Genomic DNA, 18,149 nt, shown 5'->3' with positions numbered 1-18,149 from the left:
AGGCTCACGGGTTCCCATGTTGAACATAAGCCCGTGTTCATCTGGAATGCGGGTGAAGGAGCCTTCCGGTCCGTCAGCAGTCTTGATCGCCGCAAACGGCTCCAGCGCCTTTTCAGCAGCCGCGAGCTTGGCTTCGAGGGCGTCGTTTCTCTTCCAAAGCAAAGCATTCTGGCGGATGGCAGTATCTGCAAGCGCCCGTTCCTCCGCGATCTTGGCTTCGAGGGCTTCAGTAGCGCGGGCAATTTCCTGCTTGAGACGCTTTGTCGAGTAACGCGGCTTGTCTTCATCATCGCCCATCAGTACGGCGTTGATCTTCTCCAGCTCCTTAATCCGCGCTGCCTGAGCCGCGTTGTCGGCTTCAAGACCGCGAACCTTTTCCGCCTCTGGTTCCCAATCATTGATATGCTGATGTAGGAGGCGGATTGTTTCATCCTTCGCCGCCAATAGCTCCACAGCCTGCGAGCGGTACACAAGCGGTTGGCGGTTTCCGAGCATATGCGTCACCGTCTCCAGTCCCGTATCTGTAGCGGCAGGCGCGGGACGGGTGTTCGCGGGCTTCAAACGCGGGTCGCCGTCAGGGCAACATGTCAGGCAAACAGACCCTCTCATGTTGCGTGTTCCACACACATAGCAGATGTCACTCGCCATGACGGTCGCCTCCTGATGGGTGTCGGGAAGGCCAAGGAACTTGCCGTGTTATTGGATCGGCAAAGGCTACCCCATGGCTGTCCACCACCATTATCAATGTGCTGGTTGGGAATGTTTGCTGACGCCAGTCGCGCGCATTGAGGTCAAAATCCTCATGGCAAACCATACGGATTTCTATCGTATCGCCGGGTCTGGCGTAGATGACTTTTGGCTTGCTCATTCCGCGCCCTCCGATGGTGCAGAGGGGAGAGAAAGCGGGTGCGGCATATATTCGACGGGATCGACAGGGCTTTCGCCTTCCAAATCCCACCAGTATCCGCCCTTGTGATCGGACCATGTTGCCTCGTAAACGCGGCCATCGGCGTCTCGCACCCAATAGTGGTCCGAATTGCGGATTGTCATCGACTTGCCGTCGTCGAGGTTGAAGGTATCCTCGTAAGTGATTGTCCGGTCGGCCTCGGAAATCGGACGCCAGAAGCGCTCAAGATCGGCTCGCCCATCCCCCTCGACCTTACCGGCGTCGGCAGGAAGACGCGGAATAATGGATGACGTTTCGCTGTCAATAACGACGCGCTCTCCGCGCTGCTGCAGCATCATGGCAAAGTTTGCAACGTCTACCGGATCGCCTTTCCAGATGTGCTGTATGAGCAAATAGGATAGGTATTCTGCCGAACATTCATCCTTGTTTTCCCAACCGCCACGGCCTTCCTCGCGCTTCTTTGCAAGCTTTTGCTTCATAGCAATTGCGAAACGATCAACAGCTAAGTCGTCGGCATGATCCGGGGAGGATAGGGCGCGGAGAACCTTTTCTGCGCCTTCCACCGATAGAACGAAATCGTCAAAGATCGACATGGACTGGAAGCTTCGATGCCCGATCTTCTTCGCGTACTTTATGAGGTTGCGCAGATCGTCTAGGTTGCCTTCCTCCAACGCCAGCGTACGCGCTGCGGGATCCGAAACTGACAACCGGGTCGCTAATCCGTTCTTTTCGCTTGTAGCGTTGAACTTGGCGGCAATTGCCGCGTCCAGATCAATGCCGGCATCCATCGCGACAAGGTCTGTGCAGATGACAATATCTGCCAGTTCCTCGGCAAGATGCTCTTTCGTGTCGCGGGATCCTACAAGCCCGATGCGCTCACGTTCCAGCTTCTTGATGACGTTGCAGGCCTCGCCGACTTCACCGGCAAGCTCGGTGGCGCGAAATGTCATCGAAACACGTTCGCTGCCGGTGTTCCATTCCTGATCGCGGGCGACGTTGGCGGCGCGCAAATTGAGTAGTCCAGTCATTGTTCGCCTCCCGGCAATGCATTGTGTTCGATTCCGTCGAGTAGACGGCCCGCAACAGCCTTGGTAACGCGATGCATTGCGTATGGTCTGTCTAGGCTGGTTGATTGAGGCTTATGCTGGGTGCCATCGATATCGATCCAGAACGCATCGTTCCGGTTCATGTTGTGATCGGCATGGCCGTTGGCCTCGCTGGCGATCTGCCAGTTGCCCCACTGCTTAAAGAAAAATGGAACCCCGGCTCTTGTGCATTGATCACGAAGGGATCGCGCCCAGTCTGGATGCATTGGGCGAGCGCCAGCACCGCTTTCACCGCCGACGACTACCCAATTCAGAACCGATGACATGGGGCCGCTAGGCAGGTCCGATAAGCTGTACCAATCGAGAAATTGTTCCTCCCAGTCTTCGTCGCTATCGCGCCATTGGGCAATTTCGTCCTCCCAATTGCGTAGGTTCAGCGCATCCACAAGGCTGTCGCCGTCAACGTCAAGGCATCCTAGATCAAGGGGGCCAAGCAAAGGTTCGGCGCTGATCCAGCGGACGGTTGCCGGTGTGGTGAGAAGCAACGGAATTCGTTCGCGAGCGCGTTCCTGATCTTCGACGGAAACGCCAAGCCAGACATTGGACAGCGGCAAGTGCGGCCAGAAACCCGGTGACTGTAACGGGAAATCGAACTGTGCTCGGGCAGCAGCGAGGCGATGCTCCAGCATTTTGGTTGTCAGATAGTCTCGCATACGCTTCGGGCGCTTCGTGAGTACCTGAAATATGTGCTGTGGACTGCAGGCCATAACCGCGAATATCTGGTCGAGCCAAGCATCCTCAACGCCTTCGGCGAACAGATCGCCGTGAGCGCAGACGAAAATCCGGCGCGGACGTTTCCAACGAAGGGGCTGAAACAGCCATTCGGAATTGAAGCGCAGTTTGCCATTCCAAACCGGGCCGACTTTCGTGTCGAGTGTCAGGCCCGCTCGCGACGGATGATGGGCAAGCCGGGTTCCGGCAAGCTTCATGGCGTAGCAGTTTGTGCAGCCGGGGGACACGACGCTGCATCCAGTAATCGGATTCCACGTGGCGTCCGTCCATTCGATCTTGGTGTTGTCGGCCATGTCAGTGCACCTCGCCAGATCTTACGAAGTGCGCGGTGCCATCGGCTTTCACCTCGAACCGGAAGGCTACGTCATCGCCCCACCAATAGATCTCAACGTCGTAACTGCCCGGTTCCAGCGGACCATTTATGCCGTCGCCGGTTTCGATCAACTCATTGAGCGAACTGCTAAGGGTCTGGATATCGTTGTGGTAAAAACAATTGGCCTTACTGGGGTAATCACCATCGATCCAAAATGACCGATCTTCTGCCAAGTGGAGGGTGTATGTTCCATACTGTTCGGTTGGTTGAAAGCGAACGATATCGCCAGCCGAAATTTTGAACAGAAGATGCTCTTGATCTTCGATGCCACCGTCAGGGCGAAGGTCGTCCTTACTCTCCTTCGGAATGACGATGTACGAGCCATCGTCGCATCGATGAATGAAGTCGGTCGGGTGCCGAAGCGGTGCCGGGACAAATTCGTCCATCCAGTCTGCGGGCAGCCATGTCAGCTCGTAGGATTTCTCGCTCATATCAGCCCCGCAATTTGCAGACCGAGCACAAACCCAGCTGCTGAACAGCATCCGAAAACGGCCAGCATGACGCGGAAGGTCGTTTCGCGGTCTTCGATTCTGTATGTTTCCGGCAGGTTGAAGCCCGCTTCCGTTCGGATTTCAATTTCATCATGCATATGAGGTCTCCTCGACTAAGCATTCGGGAAACCGCCCTTCCGGGCGGAAACCGGAAGGCTTACGGTCGTTGGACTGGACGCGACCACGACCACTGTGCAGCGTTGTCTAGCTGGTCCCATGTCGGGCGAGACGTACCATCGTGATAGGAAGGGCAGGCGCGCAACGATGCGGTGTAAGCGTCACGCCCGAGCAAATCAGGGTTGTTGCGTACCGCTATATCCTCAGGATGGTTGTTCATTTTTGGTGTCTCTCCACTTCAATTCGGAGAGCCGACCACGCCTTTACTAGAAACCCGTTCTGGCGCGGTCGGCTTTCCGTCGGGGGCGAGTGGAAAATGCGCATAATGCACAATTATGTCAACAGAAAATGTGCGTAATGAGCAAAAATGTACAAATTGCCGTTCTGAATCATCGTACGTTCTTAGAATCGGCGGGGTGCGGAACGCTCACCGGTCGCACATAATGACTTTGGAGACCTCAAGTATGTTCTTGAAGTGTTCTCATTAGCGAGTCATGATTGTGTGAGCGTAAAGGGGAGTGCACGTGAATTTCACAGAGGAAATTTTTAAGGAGTGGGAAAGGATGAGCCTCGAAGAAAAGCGGTTATTTATCGCTTTCTGGAGGCGATCAAAGTGCGAAGGAGGGGAAGCATCGCCTGCTTATCTTCTTCTGTGGCTTCAGCGACTAACTGATTAAATTCTTTATCAATTTCATTAACAGGATCGGTGTTGGACGATATAGGGCCCGTTCCTTCACCGGTCAGTAGCCAAGCTTCGCTTACTCTGTAGGCTTTAGCATACTTCGCTGAAACCCGGCTTATGCCTCGATTACCCTGCTCGTGCTGTGCATACGAATTGTAGTTCCAACCGAAAAAATCACACGCGCTCTTCGCGGTTTTGAAACCGCGAGCAAGACGAGCCACTTCAAGGCGCTTTGCAAAATCGGGGCGAGTATCGATCATGGTTTGCATATTGCACACTTTCAATGTGCATTTCGCCTTGACACTAAATTGTGCCTAATGCACATTCCGCGCTATGAGCGAAGCACTTTTAGATATTCCGGCCATCAGAAAGGCTCTCAGCCTCACCCAGTCCCAGTTGGCGGATATGGCGGGGGTCAATCTTTCGACGGTTTGGCGTTGGGAAAATGACGGCGTTCCCAAAAGGGGAGCAGCCCGTGCGTTGCTTGACCGTCTAAAATTGGAAGCTTTTGGCAGTGAAAATTCGCCGGCCAGTTCCTCGGCGGGTGAGGCTGGAGCGTCGTCGCCGCACAATGGCGCTCCAGCCATTTCTGAGCAGGGTAGAGCAGAGGTAGCTCACCGGGTTCATACCCCGGAGGTCGCCGGTTCGAATCCGGTCCCTGCAACCAGTTTCAATTCGTCCGATTCCTCCTCCCAGTCGGACGGAAGCGCCGGGGCGCACGGTTTGAGAGACGCCAGATGCGCCCCGGCTGCAATTTCGGAGGGCCTGCGATGAATTCATGTCGTTGTTCTCCGGCCTGCGGGCCACCTGTTTGACTTGACCAGACAGTCCTATCGGTAGGGCTGGCGAAATTCACCGAATCCTTTGACCGAAATTTTTCCTTGACGTTTCAGGGAGGTTCTTTTGCGCACTATTTCCGAGCCAGAACGCCGGACACTTAAGGCCGCAACCGACGGTGCATACGTGCTATCGGGCGGCATTTCCCGCATTCTGGACTTTACCCGCGTCTCCACCTCGCAGCTCTCAAAGTACGCATCGTTCGGCGAGGACAACGCCGACAGTTTCGCGCCGATCGATGTAGCGATCGAAATCGACCGCGCCGCCAAGTCGCCGACGATAACGAAAGAGATGGCGGCACTTCTCGGTTTTGAATTGGTGCCAGTCGGCATTCGCAGCGATATCGCTGCATCGCCCGCGCCGATCACTGAAAAAGATGCGATGCGCATTCTCAAAGAGGGAATGGATGTATCGCAGGCGATCGTTGATGCACTGACTGATAACAGGATCGATGCCGCCGAGCGCAAGAATATCGGCAAGGAAGCTCGCGAGCTTATTCGGGTGATGGAGGATCTCGTCCGCCGACTGGAGACGAGCACATGATCTCCGGCAAAATCGCAAAGTTCATCATCATTGATGAGATGGGCGAGGTGCATCCGCCTCGCTGGAGGCGCTTGGCCGGCCGCTTCGGTTGTGATCGCTCACGCCAGATCCTCGATCGATTTCCAAAAAAGGCCGATGCGATTGCGCGGGCCACCGTCGAAGGTGGCTCGCGCCTTCGTGCTGGAAAGGTGGTTGGTCATGGCTGACGCTCAGGAGGGATGTGATCCGTGGAATGCCAAGCGGGCGAAGGCTGGGAAACGCCGCACCAAGGCCGTCGATATTGAGGCTGAAGAACAGGATGCGCCCGAAGTCCTTCCGATGGTGGGCGACAATATCACCTCGGAAGCCCAGACTATCGCGGTGGGCCAGCTTCGCGCCTTCATTGAGCGTATCGAGCGGCTGGAAGGGGAAAAATCAGAAATCGCCGACGATATCAAGGGCGTCTATGCCGAGCTGAAGGGTTCGGGTTTCGACGCGAAAACCGTCCGGGCAATCATCCGCCTTCGCAAGAAAGAAGATCACGAGCGTCAGGAAGAGCAAGCGATGCTGCAGCTCTACATGGACGCGCTTGGCATGTCGTGAGGCTGGCCGATGATCAGTTTCATTCGCAAACACGACCTCTTCTTCGCGGCTCTTCTGGCGACCCTCTGCGTCCTCGGGGCAGCTTCGCCATTTTTCGTCGTCATCTATCTCGCGGAGGTTCGTTCATATGAATCCGTCAAGTTTTAAGGTTGCGGTTCGCCTGAATGCCAAGGCTTATGGAAGCCTTACCGCAATGGCCGAAAGCAAAGGCTATAAGCCGTCAGCCTTCGCGCAGTTGCTTTTCGATGCGGCCTTTGCGGCCCGCGTTGGTCAGGAGCAAGGCAACCCGGTTTCGGATCGGGAACTGGATTTGCATGTTCGCTTTGCCACGGCGCTGGCGGATGGCGTCGGCGCGGCAACACTTGAACGGGCCGTTCTTCTGCTGGAAGGGCATCGGGCGAAGGCGGCGACCGCTTCGGCGAAATCGCGGAAACGCGGAGTTGCGGCATGACATATCCGTCACATCCACTCGCCGACATTTTCCCGATGATCGCGGAAGCCGATTTGAAGGTTCTCGCAGCTGACATCGCTGCAAACGGTCAGGTCGAGCCTATCCTACTGTTGGAGGGGAAGGTTCTGGACGGGCGCAACCGGCAGGCCGCATGCGGTCTGGTCGGCGTCGATCCGGTGTATGCCGAGTTTACCGGGGCTGATCCTCTCAGCTTCGTACTGTCGAAGAACCTGCACAGGCGTCACCTTAGCGAAAGCCAGCGCGCCATTGCGGCGGCCATGATTGTCGATTGGGAACGGGGCATCAACCAGTCTACTGCCGGGGGTGCAAATTTGCCCTCCCGCCGCGCTGCCGAGAAACTGTCTGTTTCGGAGCGTGCGGTGAAGTCAGCTAAGCGCATCCGGGATCATGGTGCGCCGGAACTGATTGACGCGATCCGTGCCGGCAAAGTGTCGGTACATGCAGGCGAGGCCTTGTCTGAGCTACAGCATGCCGAACAGGCGCGGGTGGTTCGCGAAGAAAAGAAAGCGATAGTTGCCGAGGCCAAGAAAATTCGGGCCGAGCAGCAAAAGATTCGCCATGCTGTGCGGCTAACGACCATGGCACTGGTTGCCGAAAAGGGGCGGGAAACAGCGCCCGGCAAGGTCGAACGCCTCTATCCCATCATCTACGCGGATCCGCCATGGAAGTTCGGCGTTTACTCGGAAGAAACAGGCCGGGAAAAGAGCGCCGAAAACCATTATCCGACAATGGATACGGCAGCAATTTGCAACCTCCTTGCTCAGATTGGCTCGCCGATCACTGGTGATGCTGTCCTGTTTCTCTGGGCGACAAACCCGATGTTGCCGGACGCCTTTCGTGTCATGCAGACATGGGGGTTTTCATATCGGCACCACTGGATCTGGGACAAGGAAGTCGCAGGAACCGGATATTGGGGCCGTGACCGGCACGAACTGTTGCTGATCGGCAAGCGCGGTAATCCGCCTGCGCCGCTGGCTGGTACCCAGCCTGAAACCGTACACCGCGAGCGCAAGGGCAAGCATTCGGCAAAGCCAGCATGGTTCGCCGAGCAGATCGAGCGGCTTTATCCCGATGTTCCAAAGCTTGAACTGTTCTGTCGTTCGCCGCGTCCCGGCTGGGATGCCTGGGGCTATGAAGCTGCGGGGAGGGCGGAAGAGTGACAGATGCCGCCATGCCTGCCCGCAAGCGCAACATTTATCTTTCGGGACCGATGACGGGCCTGCCAGACTATAACTATCCGGCTTTCCATCGCGTCACGGCGCAACTGCGAGCATCCGGGCATCGTGTCTACAATCCGGCAGAGTTTCCACACGACGGCCCACCGGAAGAATTTCCAATCAGGCGGGCGTTTGCGTCCTATTGCAATTTCATCTGTCTGGAAGCGGACACTATCGTTTTGCTGCCGGGCTGGGAGCGTTCCAAGGGAGCGCTCGCGGAACGTCAGCTGGCGCTCAATTGCAGCTTAGAGATCATCGAATGGAGGGGCGTGATATGAACCCCGAAGCGATGGAGCTGCATCGGATCCGAAACAAGCTTGCCGGGCTATCGGGGCAGAAATGGTACCGATCCGCTGATGATAGCGGCCAGTTTGTCGAGGCGAGAACTTCCGTGGGGGAACTCAATGAGATCGCCCGTTTTCATCCGGGCGCACTGCCGGAAGAAATCGACTTTGTTGTCGGTGCGCCGGAAATGGTGGCCTTTCTGCTGCGGCTAGTCGACCGGGCGATTGCAAAGGCCCGCAAGGAAGCGCCGCGTCAGCAAAACCATAGCAAACATAAGGACTTCGCGGCGGAAGCTGCGATGAAGTGCGATGACGCCGCATTCAAGGTGTTCCTTGAAGAAAAGCACGGCCTTGAGCGGCCACTTACTGCCGAACGGGCGGCGCAGAAGCTGCGCACCATTCTCGGTATCACATCCAGAAGCGAACTGAACAAGGACGATGCAGCGGCGGATCGTTGGCGATCGCTGCGGGCATCGTTCGAGGCATGGAGAAAGACGGGGCAATGAGGGAAGAACCGACTATCCGCCGTGGCGAGCGCAATGCGCGCTATGCGGCGATCCCAAATCACGTGTTTGAAGAAACGCGCCTCTCCATGGAGGCGCGTTGGCTTCTTGGTTACCTGCTGTCGAAGCCGGACAACTGGACGGTGGTGCTGCGCGACATCATCAACAAGGGAAACTGCGGGCGCGACAAGGCGCGCCGTATGATTGCCGAGTTGGTCGAGCTTGGTTATGCCCAGAAAGAGCAGGTACGTGATGGCGGACGCTTTAGCGCGCTGTCGCTTGTAATCTATGATGAACCATTTCCCGCTGAAGCTACTGAAAGTGTTGCATCTTTACCGCAGACTGAAAATCCGTCGACGGTAAATCCGTCAACGGAAAAACCGGCGACGGCAAATCCCCCCCTAGTAATAACTGATAATCTAGAAAAAACTGATTGTAGTTCTGAGAGAGGCGCGAGCGCGACGGATCGAGAAGATCCAAAGAAGATTCAGAACGCTTATTGGAAGCTGATTAAAAGTTGGCCGGGGCTTGACGGAGCGCCTAAAGCGAAGTGGTTTGATGCATGGCTGGCCCTCACACCAGAGCAACGAATTCAGGCGGCTGAGAAGCGCGATGCGTGGATCGAGCTTCTACGTTCGAACGGTCGAACCTACGCGTATGCACCAAGCACCTACTTCGAGAATAGGCTCTGGGAACAGGTGCCGGATCCGAAATCTGAGGCCGACGCGAAGCCAACACGTATTGAGGCGCGCCCCTTCAGCAATCCCTTTATGGCTGAAACCTATCGGAATTTCCTGCTCATTGAGCCTACGCCTCCCTCTCCATTGACCAAAATCGAAGTCATGCTTGTTGAGCAAGGTCGCCGCACTGAGACTGAAATTCAGTGGGAAAAGCGCCGTGAGAACGGTTGGCCCGTGGTGAACGACATGTTCGAGCGTGCCAGAGGGTGGCGCTCGAGTGTGGTTTCTGCCGCGCTCACTACCGTTTTCCCGCTCTTGGTGCCGGTCAAGGTTGGCAGCGAGACGTGGGAGGCGTGGAAAGCGCATCACAATGAGCAAGGTTGGCCTTGGTTTCCTTCGACGGGAAAGCTGGACTACGTGCATTTTCCAGCCGGTGGGCCGGAAGGACTGGACGAATTCAAAGCTGCTTTGAGGGGATTAGGTGAACATGATGGCAATTGACCGCAAGCAGATCGAAGCGGCGCTATCAATGCAGCCGACTGCTGACCAGTGCAGGGCTATAGACAAGGTGCTGTCAGAGCGCCGGAGGGTGGCAAGAATGAGGGCTGCGGCTGCGATTCGCGCAGGCGATGATTCGCCTTGGTTGGTGCTGCAGGTCGTGACTGGCCGCGAGAATGCAGTCAAAGACGCTCTCAAATCGGAAAATATTGAGGTACTTGTCCCCATGAAAATGGGGCCCAAAATACGCCGGCAGGGTCGCGAGATACCACCCAGAAAGCAGCCGGTCATGAACGGTTACGTGCTCGCCCGGTGCATCATTTCCAACGTCTGCTTGGCAGGGCTTTTGAGCTTCGAGAACGTGATTTCGATCCTCGGCGGATATGAGAATCCATTTCTTGTCAGCGCCCAAAACGTCTTACTTTTCATGGCGAAAGCGGAAGATGGTAAATACGATTATGAGCATTTCCATCGCAGGTTCATCGGTGTGAAATGGGCGCGGGTTGCCGACGGACCGTTTGCCGGTTGCCGTGCTGAGTTGGTCTCTGGCGGCTCGAAAGGAAATGGTTTGGTCGTGGTCGAGGTTTCGGTCATGGGCAGGCCAGTTGCCATGACGGTGCCTATTGCAATTCTCGAACCGTTGTGAGCGTAATCTGCTCACGGGATGATCCGGTTTAGATAGTGATCCTCAATACACGGTAGCACGTGGGGACTAGTTCCTGAGGTGGCCACGCTCGGACCCCGCCCTGACTGCCTTCTCGGTAGAAATCGATTCAGGGCCAGTGCGTAAGCTATGTCCAGATTTCAGCAACATCTATGAGCGCCGCGAGGCGCTCTTTCCATTTCACCATATGTGAGGTCGTTATGAAGCGTCGGGCTTTCCTGCGCATGCTTGGCGTTGCGCCTGTTGTCGCTGCAGTTCCTGCTGTCGCCGTTACGAAGCCGGACAATCCGAAGCGATTGGCGGCGGGTGGATCGGCTGTGTCGTCTCGATCTGTGATGGTGGGCGAATGCCCGTTTGTTTTTGAGCGCGGTGAATTCATGGTGAATGCCACCAGTCTGAGATCACGAAACGGCAAGCTGGTAATCGACTTCGGCGGCGGCGCTTGTGAGGTTCGGATCAAAGGCTGATGGCTTCCAAGCCGAAATCCTTCCGTCCTTCTCATCTGGGTACAGTGCAGCAATCGCAACGTGACTATGAGGCGAGAAGGGGCAGCGCCCGCGAGCGTGGTTATACGGCACGGTGGGACAGGGCTGCTGCCGCGTTCAAGCGGGATAACCCGCTATGCATCGGGTGTGAGGCCGTCGATCGGGTCGAACTGGCATCCGTTGTCGATCACATCATTCCGCACAAGGGCGACGATGCCCTGTTCTGGGATCAAGCCAATTGGCAACCGTGCTGCACTAAGCACCACGATATCGTCAAGCAACAGCTGGAACGTCAGTACGAGCAAGGGCTGCTGAATGCGGCGGATCTCCGCTTGGACAGCAAGGCGGCGGTTCATCTGACCCGCATTATTTTCAATCGATAGCAATGCGAGGATACCATGCGTGGTGAGGGCCTGACGAAAGTTATGGTGGAGGCGCTGCCTGAAACTGGCGCTATCGTTGTCGTTCATAGTGTTTCGATGCGAGCTTACGTCCGGTCAATGGTGCGTTCTGTCCGGGGCGACGCGGTTGCCAATCGCTGTCGGATTGTAGTGGTGAACCAGCCCTGCCATCTGAATGAGCTGCTGGGCGCATCACTTCCGATACGGGTTGACCATGCGGTCGAGGATTGCCTGCCATTCAGCTTGGTCAGCCAGATCCAGTCGATCTGCGATGCATCGAACGCGAGGTTCCCTTCATAGGGGGGGGGGCGGTCGAAAGTTCTGGGCCTTGAGGGGCCGGACCGGTGGGTGTGCACGCGTGTGTCGCCGCGAAATTACCGAAATATTTTTTTTCTCGCCATGATGGAGGGCGGACGATGGCTCGTGGTCGCAAGCCCGACACGGCAGAACAACAGGTCGCGAAAGGATCGCCCGGAAAACGGCTTTCACAAAAGGAAACGCAGGCTGTTCGCAACGCCAGCAAGGTAGTTCCGGTCGCCGTCGGCAACGTTAAACCGCCGAAGTGGCTGAAGAAGAGCCGAAAGGCAACTGAGGTCTGGAACGATCTCGCGCCAAAACTTATGCGGCTTAATCTTCTTTCCGACCTCGATTCATCTGCGCTTGGTCGATACTGCCGATACATCGTTGAATGGGTCGCGGCAGATCTGTCGGTGCAGAAAGAGGGGACTTGGTTCGAGGCAACCGACACGAACGGCAATCATACCAAAAAGCGCCATCCCGCATGGCAGGCCTGCCAAGATATCGAAAAGATGCTGCGAGATCTGGAGGCAACGTTCGGCATGCGGCCTGACGCTCGATACAAGATCATGCGCGATCAGGCTGCAGCTGCCGGCCTCGGCGGATTGCCACTCTTCGGGAACTCTCAAACTGACGCGCCGGATGATGACGCACCTGCAGAAACTCCATCGGGCGAAGGCATCGCCGAGGATATGATCGGCGTTCTCGGCGGTCATAATTCGCCGCCGCCCGGCAAACTTAATTGAGGCCATGGAAACCATCACGGCGGAAGCCAGTCAGCAGATTGCACCGCCTACAATCCCCGAACCCGACTGGCTTCGGGAGGCGGCAGACGTTCGGGGCTGGGCATGGGCGCGGGTAGCATGGCAACGGTGCGCAGCGGTCGTGGGCGCATGGTTCGATCACGCGAAAGCGGATGCTGCCGTAAAGTTGTTCCCGAAGGTGTTTCGCCTGACGGAAGATCGCTTCGCTGGCAAGCCGTTTCGCCTGGCGCTCTGGCAGGAAATCATTGTTCGTCTGCTGGTAGGCTGGAAAGCGCCGATCGAGATCATTGATGAGCAGACTGGCAAACCTACCAGTGTCCACGTCCGCATATTCCGTTGCCTTATGCTCTGGGTGCCGCGCAAGAACGGCAAGTCGGAGTTTCTGTCGGCTCTGGCGCTGTTATTCTTCATTCTAGATGGAGTGATCGGCGGGCAGGGGTTTGCTTTCGCCCGCGATGAGAAACAGGCGAAGATCGTCTTCGACAAGATGAAGGCGATGATCAGCATGTCGCCCAGTTTGGGCGATGCGAAGTCATTCAAGAAGTCGATCTATATCCCGAAGATCCGTTCGCTGTTCGAGCTGCTCACCGGCAAGCCCGAAGGAAAGCACGGTCGCTCGCCGACCGTCATCGTTGGCGACGAAATGCACGAGTGGGAGACGGCAGAACTTGCCACCACTCTGCGCCAAGGCACCGGTGCCAGACTTGAGCCAATGGAGCTTTATGCATCCACTGCCGGTGTAAAGTCGAACCGCACCGGCTGGGATTTGTGGGAGCGCAGCACGGCCATTCTGGAAGGTCGGATTGAGGATCCGTCAACTCTGGTCGTGATTTTTGCGCTGGATCCAGATGATGACTGGGCCGACGAAGCCAACTGGCCGAAAGCCAACCCGTCGCTGGGTGTGTCGCCGACTATGCAGTTTCTGCGGCGTGAGGTGGCTGACGCTAAGGGCAATCCTCGCGCCGAGCAGAGTTTCCGTTGTTACCACTGCAACCAGTGGATTGATGCTGTTTCCCGCTGGCTCAATATGAAAAAGTGGGATGCCTGCACGAAGGACACTCAAGCATGGAAACGATGGGCCGAGGGGCGCGAACTGGAGGGAAGGCGTTGCTATGCGGCGTTCGATGTTTCCTCCAATGACGATATCACGGCGCGCATTCTTGCCTTCCCACCTGACGAAGACTTCGACAGGTGGGTCATTTCGGGCCGTTTCTGGGTGCCGGAGGAAACAGTACCGCGTCGTTCGAAAGTCGATCGGCTTTCATACGATAAGTGGGTGCAGATGGGCGCGCTGGAAGTTACGCCGGGCGACTATGTCGATCAGGATTTCGTCAAGCAAGCTCTGGAAGAGGATCTGGAGCGATACGACGTTATCAATATCGGCTACGATCCATGGAACGCCACGAAGCTGATCACTGATATGCAGAAAGCCGGTGTTGAGGAAGAGCTCTTTCTTAGGATGCGGCAAGGCATACCGACGCTCGGCGAGCCCACCAAACAGGTTGAACGCCTGATAATGGCAGGCAAGTTCGACCATGGCGGTCATCCGGTCCTCAAGTGGATGGCGCGCAATACGGCGGTGAAGTTCGATGAGAACCTCAACTATGCCCCAACCAAGAAAAAGAGCGCCGAGAAAATAGACGGCATCGTCGCTGCTGTGATGGCTGTCGGCCTATCGCTTGTCGAAGATGAGGATCCCGCATCCGTCTATGAAGAGCGCGGCATACTGGAGATTGAAGTCTGATGACATTGCTAGGTCGTTTCAAGGCTGCAGCTGCCGCGTTCGGAGCCACACAGAGCGTGAGCGATTCAGGCGGATGGTTGGTTCGCCACGTTGCACCGAAAACCAAGGCTGGTGTTTCGGTCAATGAGTATGGCGCGATGTATCTGCCGATCGTTTACGCCTGTGTGAACCGGATCAGCAACCCAATGGCCATGTTTCCGTTACGGATGTATCGGCCCGGCAGAAAGGGGAACGCGGAACTTGTGCCGGCGAGCGATCATCCCTTGGCTGGCCTGATTAATGTTCGTCCTAATCCCGGCATGGCGTCGCGCACATTGCGCAAAACAGTCCAGGCGCATGCGCTTCTCTGGGGCAATGGCTATCTGGAGATTGAGCGGAACCGGGGCGGGCAGGCGACGGGGCTATATCCGCTATTACCTGATCGCACGCGTCCTGTTCGTCAGGACGGTCGCCATTTCTTTCGGACGACGATCGATGGGCGGCAGTTTGAGATTGATCAGGATGATGTGATCCACATCATGGATCAATCCCACGACGGTTATGTCGGTCTGTCACAGATCGCACATGCTCGCCAGTCGGTCGGCTGGGGGCTGGCAATGGAAGAGTTCGGTTCGAAGTTCTTCGCCAATGACGCCAAGTCTGGCGGTTTCCTCATGCATCCGGGCAAGTTGTCACCCACAGCCAAGGATAACGTTCGGGGTGGAAAAAAAGCAGGCGAGGCATCGCCGTCCAATCCTGCGGCGGATCTGGAACGACAGGGCGGGCTTGATAATGCCCATCGCATCAAGGTGCTGGAAGAGGGGATGAAGTGGATCCAGACCACAATCCCTCCGGAAGATGCCCAGTTTCTCGGAAGTCGCGAATTCCAGATTGCCGATATCTGCCGGATCTATGATGTGCCGCTCATTCTCGTGCAAAGCCATGAGAAAAGCACGGCATGGGGAACTGGCATTGAACAGCTTATGATTGGCTTTGTGCGCCAGACGATCGCGCCGTGGTGCGGTGCTTGGGAGCAGGAACTTAACTGGAAGCTGTTCACCCCGCAGGAACGCGAGCAAGGCTATTACGTCAAATTCAACATGAATGCGTTTCTACGCGGTGACTCTGCGGCTCGCGCTGCATTCTACAAGGACATGTTTGGTGTGGGTGCGTTCTCGCCGAACATGATCCTTGAGCTGGAAGAAGAAGACAGCATCGGTCCTGCCGGCGATCATCATTTCGTTCCGGCCAATTTCACGACACTGGAAAATGCAGTCAAGCCCGCTGTGAAAGAGAGCGGCGTGGTTGTCGATCAGACAGGCGGAGACGACGAATGAAATATGCGATGATCACGCAGGCGCTTATGGAAGAACGCTGGGCTATGGCTGAAGGAAAGCTGCAGGCCATTCTCGATCTGATGGCCGACCAGACTTCGGGCATCAAATATTCTGCCGAGGAAATTGAGGCCCGGATCGGGAAGCAGGCGGAGCAGGATGTAGCCCGGCAGGATGGTGACGTGCAGATCCTCCCGTTGCGGGGTGTGATTGCCAATCGCATGAATCTCATGTCGAGCATATCGGGCGGCACAAGCAATGAGGGATTTGCGCAGATCTTCCAGCGCGCACTGCGCAGCGACACGACCAAGGCCATCATCATCGATACGGATTCGCCCGGTGGCGCAGTGAGCGGAACGCCGGAACTGTCATCCATGATTTTCAATGCTCGTGGCATCAAGCCCATTATCGCACATGTCAATTCGACGGCTGCGAGCGCCGCCTACTGGATCGCAACGGCGGCTGATGAGATCGTCGTCACGCCGTCGGGTTCGGTTGGCTCCATCGGCGTTTTCGGCATCCACGACGATCTGAGTGGGGCGCTGGAAAAGGCCGGCGTCAAGAAGACCATCATCAAAGCGGGTCGTTACAAGGCATCTGGTCATCCGTTCGGCCCGCTTGATGATGAGACCCTGTCACGCAAGCAAAAGCAGATTGATGCTGCCTACGATATGTTCGTGACCGATGTTGCCCGCAATCGCGGCATTGATGCCGACAAGGTGCGAAACGGCTTCGGCGAAGGCGACATGGTGGACGCGGCAGAAGCTGTCTCGCTCGGCATGGCTGACAGGGTTGCGACCCTTGAAGAGACATTGAAACGTTTCGGCGTTTCTCAGTACGGCAGAGTCCAGCGCCGGAAGGCTTTTGCGCCAGCTCGTGAGCGGCGCGCACTCGAAATCTGATCATCCAGCCCAGCGCGGTTGAAGGTGACGTTCGCGAACCGGCGCGAGCGGACGATTAGCTATTGTCCGGTATCTCTCATGGAGACTGAAAATGAAGCGTTTTACGCCAACTGCGCTGTTCTGCGGCGCACTTCTTGTTGCTGCCATCGCGACGGTTGCGTTCTTCGGCATCTATTCGCCTGCCGAAACAATGGCTGCAATGCACATTCCGCATGGTGACCATGGTGCAATCCTTGCATCGGGCCTTGTCGCCCTGCGGGCCTCGCGAGTGGATCTGATCGGCAGGATGCAGGCCATTATCGATGTTGCCGAGGCGGATGATCGGGATCTGTCAGCCGAAGAACAGGCCGAATTTGATGGCCTCAAGGCCCAGAAAACGACGCTCGATACGCGAATTGCGCGTCTGGAAGAAATGGAAGCCAGCACAGCAGCTCTGAATACGGTTGTGCCAGCACGTTCCAGCGGTGCCAGCATCCAGCGTGCCGGTGGTCCGGAAGCGCGTAAGGAATTCGAGAATATGGGCGAATTCCTTAATGCTGTTCGCTTCAACCCGAACGATCAGCGTCTCAACTACGTCGAGAATGCTGCGGCTGGTGAGATGAGCGCAGAGCAGCGCATGGACGATGGTGCAGCAGGCGGATTTATGGTGCCTACCCAGCTTCGCCAGACCTTGCTGAGTGTCCCGGCGCAAGATGCCATCATCCGCCCACGCGCTTCGGTAATCGAAGCTGGATCCCCGCCTGACAGCGCGGTGACCTTGGCGGCGCTTGATCAGACGGGGTCTGCGCCGGAGAACATGTTCGGTGGCGTGAAGGTTGAATGGATTGGTGAAGGCGAGGAAAAGCCGGATACCGATATGAAGCTGCGGGAAATCACCCTGACGCCTCATGAAGTCGCGGGCACGATCACTGTTACCGATAAGCTGCTGCGCAACTGGCAGGCGGCTTCGTCCATCCTCGAAACCCAGCTTCGTGGTGCGGTCGCGCAGGCGGAGGATTTCAAGTTCCTCAACGGTGCCGGCGTCAAGTCGCCACTTGGGATTCTCAAGTCCTCTGCAACCTATCGGGTGAAGCGTTCCGTTGCAAACCGCATCACCTATGACGATGTTGCGGAAATGGTCGGACGCGGCATGGGGAATGGTCTGTTCGTGTTCTCCCGCGGTGCGCTCGTTGATCTCATGAAGCTCAAGGATAATGAGGGTCGTCCGCTCTGGATTCCATCCATGCGCGAAGGTGAACCGGGCACGCTGTTGGGACGTGCGGCTATCATGAGTGATCGCAACCCGGCCTTGGGCCAGTTGGGCGACCTCTGGTACGCTGATCTCAGCAAGTATCTGATCAAGGATGGCTCCGGCCCGTTCGTTGCCGCATCCGAACACGTGCATTTCACGCGTAACAAGACTGTCATCAAGATCTTCTGGAACGTCGATGGTTCTCCATGGCTGACGGCTCCGATGAAGCTTGAGGGCGGGTATGAGGCATCGCCATTCGTTGCGCTGGACGTTCCCGGCATCTGATCTCTGACAATCTGAACTTTGGCGGGCTGCGCTGCAGTC

The 18,149-nt window shown here is 56.6% G+C and carries 25 protein-coding genes, 1 tRNA gene and 1 pseudogene; 18 read left to right on the top strand and 9 right to left on the bottom strand.

Annotated elements, in window-relative coordinates; all coding sequences use genetic code 11:
- The 8 genes from AC0TOF_RS19445 to AC0TOF_RS19410 form a co-directional block, all read right to left on the bottom strand.
- Positions 1-561 (bottom strand): hypothetical protein (locus AC0TOF_RS19445; RefSeq protein ID WP_473769469.1); only part of this gene is annotated, 561 nt, incomplete at its 3' end.
- A gap of 76 nt (positions 562-637) precedes the next feature.
- The gene (locus tag AC0TOF_RS19440) at positions 638-868 is read right to left on the bottom strand and encodes a hypothetical protein (RefSeq protein ID WP_473769468.1); all 231 of its coding nucleotides are present in this window, start codon (positions 866-868) and stop codon (positions 638-640) included.
- Entirely contained in the window at positions 865-1,935 is a 1,071-nt protein-coding gene (locus AC0TOF_RS19435) for a MazG-like family protein (RefSeq protein ID WP_473769467.1), read from the bottom strand. The genes AC0TOF_RS19440 and AC0TOF_RS19435 overlap by 4 nt, the downstream gene beginning before the upstream one ends.
- Positions 1,932-3,038 carry a phage Gp37/Gp68 family protein gene (locus AC0TOF_RS19430; RefSeq protein WP_473769466.1) on the bottom strand — a complete coding sequence of 369 codons (1,107 nt, stop codon included), beginning with the start codon at positions 3,036-3,038 and terminating at the stop codon, positions 1,932-1,934. The genes AC0TOF_RS19435 and AC0TOF_RS19430 overlap by 4 nt, the downstream gene beginning before the upstream one ends.
- A 1-nt stretch (position 3,039) precedes the next feature.
- Positions 3,040-3,549, bottom strand: a complete 510-nt coding sequence (locus AC0TOF_RS19425) for a hypothetical protein (protein WP_473769465.1) — start codon at positions 3,547-3,549, stop codon at positions 3,040-3,042.
- Positions 3,546-3,707, bottom strand: coding sequence for a hypothetical protein (locus AC0TOF_RS19420; RefSeq protein WP_473769464.1), 162 nt, complete (start codon positions 3,705-3,707; stop codon positions 3,546-3,548). The genes AC0TOF_RS19425 and AC0TOF_RS19420 overlap by 4 nt, the downstream gene beginning before the upstream one ends.
- 59 nt (positions 3,708-3,766) lie before the next feature.
- Positions 3,767-3,946, bottom strand: coding sequence for a hypothetical protein (locus AC0TOF_RS19415; RefSeq protein ID WP_473769463.1), 180 nt, complete (start codon positions 3,944-3,946; stop codon positions 3,767-3,769).
- A gap of 368 nt (positions 3,947-4,314) precedes the next feature.
- Positions 4,315-4,677, bottom strand: coding sequence for an XRE family transcriptional regulator (locus tag AC0TOF_RS19410; RefSeq protein ID WP_473769462.1), 363 nt, complete (start codon positions 4,675-4,677; stop codon positions 4,315-4,317).
- A 64-nt stretch (positions 4,678-4,741) separates the two neighbouring features.
- Between AC0TOF_RS19410 and AC0TOF_RS19405 the strand changes: the two are divergent.
- From AC0TOF_RS19405 to AC0TOF_RS19345, 13 genes and pseudogenes are all read left to right on the top strand, one after another.
- Positions 4,742-4,894: pseudogene (locus AC0TOF_RS19405) on the top strand (helix-turn-helix domain-containing protein); the annotation flags it as partial.
- Between the two features lie 106 nt (positions 4,895-5,000).
- Positions 5,001-5,075 (top strand) — tRNA-Met (locus AC0TOF_RS19400).
- 236 nt (positions 5,076-5,311) lie between these two features.
- The gene (locus AC0TOF_RS19395; RefSeq protein ID WP_473769461.1) at positions 5,312-5,788 is read left to right on the top strand and encodes a phage regulatory CII family protein; all 477 of its coding nucleotides are present in this window, start codon (positions 5,312-5,314) and stop codon (positions 5,786-5,788) included.
- Positions 5,785-5,994, top strand: coding sequence for a hypothetical protein (locus tag AC0TOF_RS19390; RefSeq protein ID WP_473769460.1), 210 nt, complete (start codon positions 5,785-5,787; stop codon positions 5,992-5,994). Before AC0TOF_RS19395 ends, AC0TOF_RS19390 begins: the two co-directional genes overlap by 4 nt.
- Positions 5,995-6,106: 112 nt before the next feature.
- Positions 6,107-6,370, top strand: a complete 264-nt coding sequence (locus tag AC0TOF_RS19385) for a DUF2312 domain-containing protein (RefSeq protein ID WP_473769487.1) — start codon at positions 6,107-6,109, stop codon at positions 6,368-6,370.
- A 9-nt stretch (positions 6,371-6,379) separates the two neighbouring features.
- Positions 6,380-6,517: a hypothetical protein gene (locus tag AC0TOF_RS19380; RefSeq protein ID WP_259030049.1), complete on the top strand. Its 138-nt coding sequence runs from the start codon at positions 6,380-6,382 to the stop codon at positions 6,515-6,517.
- A 46-nt stretch (positions 6,518-6,563) separates the two neighbouring features.
- Positions 6,564-6,821 carry a hypothetical protein gene (locus AC0TOF_RS19375; protein ID WP_473769459.1) on the top strand — a complete coding sequence of 86 codons (258 nt, stop codon included), beginning with the start codon at positions 6,564-6,566 and terminating at the stop codon, positions 6,819-6,821.
- Positions 6,818-8,002 (top strand): MT-A70 family methyltransferase, encoded by a 1,185-nt coding sequence (locus tag AC0TOF_RS19370; protein WP_473769458.1) that lies wholly within the window; start codon positions 6,818-6,820, stop codon positions 8,000-8,002. The genes AC0TOF_RS19375 and AC0TOF_RS19370 overlap by 4 nt, the downstream gene beginning before the upstream one ends.
- Positions 7,999-8,337 (top strand): DUF4406 domain-containing protein, encoded by a 339-nt coding sequence (locus tag AC0TOF_RS19365; protein ID WP_473769457.1) that lies wholly within the window; start codon positions 7,999-8,001, stop codon positions 8,335-8,337. Before AC0TOF_RS19370 ends, AC0TOF_RS19365 begins: the two co-directional genes overlap by 4 nt.
- On the top strand, positions 8,334-8,849 hold the full coding sequence (locus AC0TOF_RS19360; RefSeq protein WP_473769456.1) for a hypothetical protein: 516 nt from the start codon (positions 8,334-8,336) through the stop codon (positions 8,847-8,849). The genes AC0TOF_RS19365 and AC0TOF_RS19360 overlap by 4 nt, the downstream gene beginning before the upstream one ends.
- A complete protein-coding gene (locus AC0TOF_RS19355) occupies positions 8,798-10,027 on the top strand; it encodes a helix-turn-helix domain-containing protein (RefSeq protein WP_473769455.1) in 1,230 nt (409 codons plus the stop codon). Before AC0TOF_RS19360 ends, AC0TOF_RS19355 begins: the two co-directional genes overlap by 52 nt.
- On the top strand, positions 10,014-10,670 hold the full coding sequence (gene nusG / locus AC0TOF_RS19350) for a transcription termination/antitermination protein NusG (protein ID WP_473769454.1): 657 nt from the start codon (positions 10,014-10,016) through the stop codon (positions 10,668-10,670). The genes AC0TOF_RS19355 and nusG overlap by 14 nt, the downstream gene beginning before the upstream one ends.
- A 218-nt stretch (positions 10,671-10,888) precedes the next feature.
- Positions 10,889-11,155 (top strand): hypothetical protein, encoded by a 267-nt coding sequence (locus AC0TOF_RS19345; protein WP_473769453.1) that lies wholly within the window; start codon positions 10,889-10,891, stop codon positions 11,153-11,155.
- A 152-nt stretch (positions 11,156-11,307) separates the two neighbouring features.
- On the opposite strand, the gene AC0TOF_RS19340 is transcribed toward AC0TOF_RS19345, so the two are convergent.
- Positions 11,308-11,643 (bottom strand): hypothetical protein, encoded by a 336-nt coding sequence (locus AC0TOF_RS19340; protein ID WP_473769452.1) that lies wholly within the window; start codon positions 11,641-11,643, stop codon positions 11,308-11,310.
- 275 nt (positions 11,644-11,918) lie between these two features.
- Between AC0TOF_RS19340 and AC0TOF_RS19335 the strand changes: the two genes are divergently transcribed.
- The 5 genes from AC0TOF_RS19335 to AC0TOF_RS19315 all read left to right on the top strand — a co-directional run bounded on the left by AC0TOF_RS19335 (position 11,919) and on the right by AC0TOF_RS19315 (position 18,110).
- Positions 11,919-12,617: a phage terminase small subunit P27 family gene (locus tag AC0TOF_RS19335; RefSeq protein ID WP_473769451.1), complete on the top strand. Its 699-nt coding sequence runs from the start codon at positions 11,919-11,921 to the stop codon at positions 12,615-12,617.
- A gap of 4 nt (positions 12,618-12,621) precedes the next feature.
- Positions 12,622-14,379 carry a terminase large subunit gene (locus AC0TOF_RS19330; RefSeq protein ID WP_473769450.1) on the top strand — a complete coding sequence of 586 codons (1,758 nt, stop codon included), beginning with the start codon at positions 12,622-12,624 and terminating at the stop codon, positions 14,377-14,379.
- Positions 14,379-15,695, top strand: coding sequence for a phage portal protein (locus AC0TOF_RS19325; RefSeq protein ID WP_473769449.1), 1,317 nt, complete (start codon positions 14,379-14,381; stop codon positions 15,693-15,695). Before AC0TOF_RS19330 ends, AC0TOF_RS19325 begins: the two co-directional genes overlap by 1 nt.
- A complete protein-coding gene (locus AC0TOF_RS19320; RefSeq protein ID WP_473769448.1) occupies positions 15,692-16,594 on the top strand; it encodes a S49 family peptidase in 903 nt (300 codons plus the stop codon). The genes AC0TOF_RS19325 and AC0TOF_RS19320 overlap by 4 nt, the downstream gene beginning before the upstream one ends.
- Positions 16,595-16,685: 91 nt before the next feature.
- On the top strand, positions 16,686-18,110 hold the full coding sequence (locus AC0TOF_RS19315; RefSeq protein ID WP_473769447.1) for a phage major capsid protein: 1,425 nt from the start codon (positions 16,686-16,688) through the stop codon (positions 18,108-18,110).
- The last annotated feature ends 39 nt before the right edge of the window (positions 18,111-18,149 follow it).

Source organism: Ochrobactrum sp. PL_is501 (assembly GCF_055816895.1).
This window is presented reverse-complemented; position numbering and strand designations above follow the sequence as displayed.